The organism is Streptomyces sp. BE20, from assembly GCF_036322525.1.
In the GTDB taxonomy this organism is placed as follows: domain Bacteria; phylum Actinomycetota; class Actinomycetes; order Streptomycetales; family Streptomycetaceae; genus Kitasatospora.
On sequence record NZ_JAQYWW010001056.1, the window covers coordinates 1 to 5,721 of the forward strand.

4 protein-coding genes are annotated in these 5,721 nt (G+C 71.4%); 2 read left to right on the plus strand and 2 right to left on the minus strand.

Annotation, left to right across the window (positions count from 1 at the left end; all coding sequences use genetic code 11):
* A partial coding sequence (locus PUR61_RS29500) for an ATP-binding protein (RefSeq protein WP_329882539.1) occupies window positions 1–1,889 on the plus strand: 1,889 nt, incomplete at its 5' end.
* Between the two features lie 146 nt (window positions 1,890–2,035).
* Here the strand turns inward: PUR61_RS29500 and PUR61_RS29505 are convergent.
* The gene (locus tag PUR61_RS29505) at window positions 2,036–2,419 is read right to left on the minus strand and encodes a hypothetical protein (protein ID WP_329882540.1); all 384 of its coding nucleotides are present in this window, start codon (window positions 2,417–2,419) and stop codon (window positions 2,036–2,038) included.
* A gap of 776 nt (window positions 2,420–3,195) precedes the next feature.
* Here PUR61_RS29505 and PUR61_RS29510 point away from each other — a divergent pair.
* Window positions 3,196–4,773: a discoidin domain-containing protein gene (locus PUR61_RS29510; protein ID WP_329882541.1), complete on the plus strand. Its 1,578-nt coding sequence runs from the start codon at window positions 3,196–3,198 to the stop codon at window positions 4,771–4,773.
* A 262-nt stretch (window positions 4,774–5,035) separates the two neighbouring features.
* Here the strand turns inward: PUR61_RS29510 and PUR61_RS29515 are convergent, their stop codons facing one another.
* Window positions 5,036–5,407, minus strand: a complete 372-nt coding sequence (locus tag PUR61_RS29515; protein ID WP_329882542.1) for a hypothetical protein — start codon at window positions 5,405–5,407, stop codon at window positions 5,036–5,038.
* Window positions 5,408–5,721 lie beyond the last annotated feature (314 nt).

Consider the following 5,721-nt stretch of genomic DNA (forward strand, 5'->3'; position numbering starts at 1 on the left):
ACTCCGTCGTCCTGTTCGCCGACCGCGCGGCCGCCGCCGCCCCAGGCTTCACCCTCACACCCCACAACGCACAGGCCGTGGCCGACCTGTGCCGCCACCTCGACGGCCTGCCCCTGGCCATCGAACTCGCCGCCGTCCGCGTCCGCGCCCTGTCCGTCGAAGAACTCCTCCAACGCCAGAACGAGCACTACGAACTCCTCACCCGCCGCCAACGCCACGGCACCGCCCGTCACCACTCGCTGCGCGCCACGGTCGACTGGAGCTACCAACTCTGCTCACCCCAGGAACGGCTCCTGTGGGCCCGCCTGTCGGTCTTCGCCGGCGGCTGCGACCTCGCCGCCGCTCAGAGTGTCTGCACCGACCACGGCCTCACCCGCGAGGACGTCCTCGACACCGTCACCGCCCTGGTCGACAAATCCGTCCTCACCCGCGAGGACCACCACGGACACACCCGCTACCGCATGCTCGAAACCCTGCGCCAGTACGGTCACGAACACCTACGCCGCACCGGCGAGGAGGACGAGCTGCGCCGCCGGCACCGCGACCACTACCTGCGACTGGCCGAACACGTCGAGGAGCACTGGTTCGGCCCCGGCCAGGTCGACCTGTTCACCGTCACCCGCGCCGAGCACGCCAACCTGCGCGCCGCCCTGGAGTACAGCCTCACCCAACCCGGCCAGGTGCCTAACGCCCTGCACATGGCCGCCGCCCTGTGGCCGTACTGGTCCGTGACCGGCCTGCGCCGGGAGGGCATGCTGTGGCTCGACCGGGCGCTGGCCGCCGGCCCGGAACCCGGCCCGCAGCGGGCCGACGCCCTCTGGACCGCCGGCGCGCTCAAGATGCCCTCCGGGGACTCGGGCGGGCTCGCCGAGGCCATCGCCATGCTGGAGGAGTCCCGCCGGCTGGCCGCCGACCTGAACGACCAGGCCCGCCTCGCCCACGCCACCTGCCTGTCGGGATACACGCAACTCCTCGGAGACGATCCGGCCCAGGGGCTTCTCCTCCTCCACGAGGGCATCGAGCTCGAACGCGCCCTCGGCGACGCCAACCCGCACCTGCGCCACGCCCAGATGCTGCTCACCGTCGCGGCTGCCCTGGGGAACGTCGGTGACGTGGTCAGCACCGTCGGCGTAGAGTGCCTCGACGCCTGCCGCGAGCACGGGGATCACTGGATCCAGTCGTGGACGCTCTACGCCATGGGGTTGTTCGCCGCCGCGCACCAGGGTCCGGGCGGGGACGCGGAAACCCACCTCAGGGAAGCCGTCCGGCTCAAGTACCCGTTCCGCGACCTGCTGGGCCTCGGCTGCACGACGGACGCCCTCGCGTGGTGCGCGGTGAAGTCGGGCGACCACGAACGCGGCGCGCGCCTGTTCGGAGCCGGCAACGCCTTCCTGAGACCGCTCGGGCTCACCATCGACAGCCTGATCGACTACGAGAACATCGTCACGAGCAGCCAGTCGGCCGACGGCCGCGACCGGGGTGACCTGCACCGGGCCGCGAAGCACGCCCTGGGCGAGCCGGCCTTCACCCGCGCCTACCGGAGCGGGCTCGAACTCACCCCGGACGAGGCCGTCGCCTACGCCCTCGCCGAGCCGCAGGCCCCACTGCCGACCACCGCCGTGCCGGACCGGCCGGCCTCACGGCTCACCCGGCGGGAGACGCAGGTCGCGGGCCTGCTGGCCGAGGGACTGTCCAACCAAGCGATCGCCGACCGGCTGGTGATCTCCCAGCGCACCGCCGAAACCCACGTCTCCAACATCCTCACCAAACTCGGCTGCACCTCCCGCACCCAGGCCGCCGTCCTGATCGCCGAACAGCACCTCGCCGACGACGCCCATCGCACCGCACGGCCCGCGGGACCGGGCCAGGACCACCCGCCGCACGCGTAGCACCGGCCCGCCGCGGGCGGTACAAACCGGCTTCCGGGGGATCGGCCCGTGATCCTGGCGGCCCGTGCGCTGATGCGGCTCGTAGCCGGTCGCCACCGGTGCCCCGCGACCCGGATCATGGCGGACCAGCTCCGGCAGATGCACATCTAGGCGACGGCGGCTGCCGTGGGAGAGCCCTTGCCACCGGGTAGCTCGATCACGCGGCAACCGAGTTGCCTCAGCCGCCGTGTGACGGCCTCGGCCTCGCTGTCGTCCAGCGCGAACACGAACGGCCCGGGAATCAGCACCCGGTCGATCCAGCCCTGCTCGATGTCCCGCACGAGACACTCCAGCCGGGGCAGCCGGCCGCCGGACCGACGTCCGTTGTCCAGGTACTCGAACGGCGCGGGCAGGCCGTGCCGCTGTGCGAGGCGTTCCAGCGCATCGCGCTGGCACTCCATCCCGGTGGGGTCGAACGGGTAGCACCGGAGGTAAAGCGCGGTCCGCAGGGGACGGACGTTTCGTGGTTGGCGCATCAGCATGTCGATCACCTGCCAGTGGGATCCGGTCGCGGCGCAGGCTTGCCCTTCCACGGTCCGCCCCCCGACAGCCAGGCCGCATCGGGGAATCTACGTAGGCGACTACCGAGTTCCCGGCGCCGCAGTTCACCGAGTGACGAGTCCGGCCGGCTCCGACGAGTGCCGGTGACCAGAGCGACGATGAGCCGACACAACGGGGTGCCCGGCCTGGTCGGGCAGGCCGCCACGGCAGGTCGCCGGGAACGGCCTGCGCAACGCCCGCGAGGCCGTAGGCAGGCAGGTTCCGGGCGACTCGGTGCCCACCGGGGCGTGCAGGGGGACCGGGCGTTGTCGGCGTCGGTGTCGGGAGGCGCCAGCCTCTCCGCCGACCGGTAGACCGTTCGGCGAACCACTGGTCGCACGGTTCGGCCGTTTGGCGCACATCGTTGTCGGTGCCTTGCGGTGAATGGCTCCGCGGGCTGGGATACGCCGCAGGAACAGTCCTGTCGCTGGGATCGGGCGCCGTTGATGACCACGGTGACCATCAGCGGGCAGGCCGTGGCGGTCCCGATGCGCGCCGACGGTCCGGCCCTGTCGGCCTGTTCCCCCACCGCACCTCGCTGACCCCAGGAGGGCGTGGAGACCCCTTCGCCCGCAGGTCGGCCAGCCCCCGACCGCCTGGAAACACCTCGAACGGACCGGGAAGTTCCGATCGAGGCGTGAACGCGAGAACTCCGCCCGCACGATGCGTGCCGACCGGGAGAACGAGCCACCGCCGTCCCGATCCCCGAGCCAAGGAGCCACCCCTGATGTTCAACAGACCCTCTGCCCGGCCACCGGCCGACGGCCAGGACCCGTCGTCGCTCGGCAACACCCCCCGCCAGCACTCCGCCGCGGCAGGACGCCGCACGCGCCCCCACGCCCGCCTCGCCGGTTCGTTGGCGACCGCCGTCACCCTGCTGGTGGGCTCCGTCGCCCTGAACCCCACGCCGTCCAACGCATCGACCCCGCCGGCGGGGGACCCCACCCGGGCTCCGTATGACCTCACGGTCGACGCCCCCGTGCTGATCGTGCTCGGTCAGAGCAACGCGGTCGGGTTCGGGGCGTACATGAACGACGCCGCCGATCGGGCCCAGTGCGGGTCCTTCAGCCACGTCAAGGGGCTCAACCGGCAACCGAACCTCGCGGTCGGGGCGACGGCGGCGACATGGTCGCCGTACACCTGCCGTGGCACCAACCTCGGTTACGAGTTCAACAACGGCTACAGCTACAACGTCGCGTCGGTGACCGCGCTGCGGTGGGAGCGCGCCGTCAACGCCGGCGCCGCCCTCCCCGACCTGAACGTGATCCACGTGGCCTGGCAGGGCCAGGGCACGCAGGAGACGGACGGGACAAGCAACCGGTGGTGGCCCGACCGCGACCCGACCCAGGCCGACAGCCTGCACCAGCTCACCCTGAACACCATCGGCAACGCCCTGCGAGCGCTGCAGGAAGCCGGCAAGCGACCGCGCGTCATCGGCATGCACTGGAACCAGTGGGAGGCCGAGGCGGCAGCGAAATCAACGGTCAGCGCCGACCACGTCCAGCAGGCGTTCCTCAACGTCCTGGAACCGCTGCGCACGATCACCGGTACCACCGGATACCCGGTCTTCCTCTACCGTCCGCGCACCACGGTCTACCAGCAGGTCCCCACGCAGCACGTCGTGGAGGCGCTGACGGGCCTCGCCGCCCGGCCCGCGCCCAACCCCTACACGCTGATCGACCCGGCCGACGCCACCTCCCCGACGGGTACACCGCTCTTCCAGTCCTCCGCGGCGCCCACCTACGGGATCTTCAACAGCGACGGTCTGCACTACACCCGGGCCGCCCAGGAGTGGTTCGCCGACCGGCAGTGGAAGACCGTCTTCACCGACGGCCTCTACGGCGCACCCGTCACCGCCACCGTGAACGCGGCCCAGGGCAGGCCGGCCAGCCAGTCCTCCACCTGGGCAGGCGTGTCCGCGGCCCGGGCGGTGGACGGCAACATTGACGGCACCTGGCCGGGCGGGAGCGTCAGCCGTACCAGCACCGAGCCCCAGGCATGGTGGCAGGCCGACCTCGGCGCGACACGCACGATCCGCGACGTGCGGCTGCTGCGGCGCACGGACTGCTGCGACGCCCAGATCACCGACTTCTCCCTCGTCGTGTCGGCCACCGACCTCACCGGCCGCAGCTGGGCGGACATCGCGGCCGACCCCGCGGTGAAGCGCATCCGGATCAAGGGCACCGCACCCAAGCAGCAACTCACCATCCCCGTCGGCTCCGACGGACGCTTCGTGCGCGTCCAGCTCACCGGCACCGACTTCCTCTCCCTCGCCGAAGTCAAGGTCGACACATCCACCAACTGATCCACACCAACCGGGTGTCCGTTCCGGCGACCCCGCCGGAACGGACACCCGAACGACAACCCCGGCTCCCACGCCCCGAGGGAAGGCAGCGTCCGGTTCGGTGCACCGCATACCGGTGCACGGACAGCCCAGGCATCGAGACGACCGGCCCGCCGCGAGTGGTTCATCGTTCGAAGGCCCCGCCGTTCGGCGAAGGGGACTTGGCCGGGGGAGAGGACCCTTCACTGCCCGGTACCTGCTGGGGGTTCCGGTCGGCTGCCGCCTACTGGTCCCGGCCAACGGGGGTGGCATGTCGTGGTGGCATCAGGATCCGTGTGCACCCGGCTGCGGTGAGGACTCGCACCGACAGACGGACACGGTCGTCGTCGCCGGAGAAGACCCAGGTCCCCGGTATCAGCAGAATCCGGTGCGTGCCGTCGATCATGGCGAGGACGAGTTCCTCGAATCGGGGTCGGGCGTGATGGACCCAGGAGGACGGGTGTGCGTGGTCGAGGTAGAACACCGGGGCGGGCAGGCCCAGGCGCGTGGCGAAGCTCGTCAGTGCCTCGCGGTCCCTCTCCGCCGTCGGATTCTGCGGGGGACTGCACAGATAGGCGGCGGGCCGAAGCGCGGGGGAGGTGTCGGGTGCGCGCATGTACGGACTCCACTGATCGAGGAGGTGCCCGGTACCAGGGACGGCCCGGGCTGTGCGGGCGGGAGGCTTGTCGGTCGGCCGAGGGGCGCTACGAGCGCTCGGCGAGGCGGCACACACAGGACCCCTCGGCGAATGAGGTTGCGGAGTCCTCCCGCCCGCCCCGAACGCCGGTCTACAGGTACTGCCCGGTGTTGGCGACAGTGTCGATCGAGCGGCCGGACTCGGCACCCTGCTTCCCGGTGACCAGGGTCCGGATGAAGACGATCCGCTCGCCCTTCTTGCCGGAGATCCGGGCCCAGTCGTCCGGGTTGGTG

Bases quoted from the DNA above. Each gene is read 5' to 3' on its own strand.
- PUR61_RS29510 (WP_329882541.1), top strand. From the start codon at position 3,196: ATGTTCAACAGACCCTCTGCCCGGCCACCGGCCGACGGCCAGGACCCG.
- PUR61_RS29515 (WP_329882542.1), bottom strand. From the start codon at position 5,407: ATGCGCGCACCCGACACCTCCCCCGCGCTTCGGCCCGCCGCCTATCTG.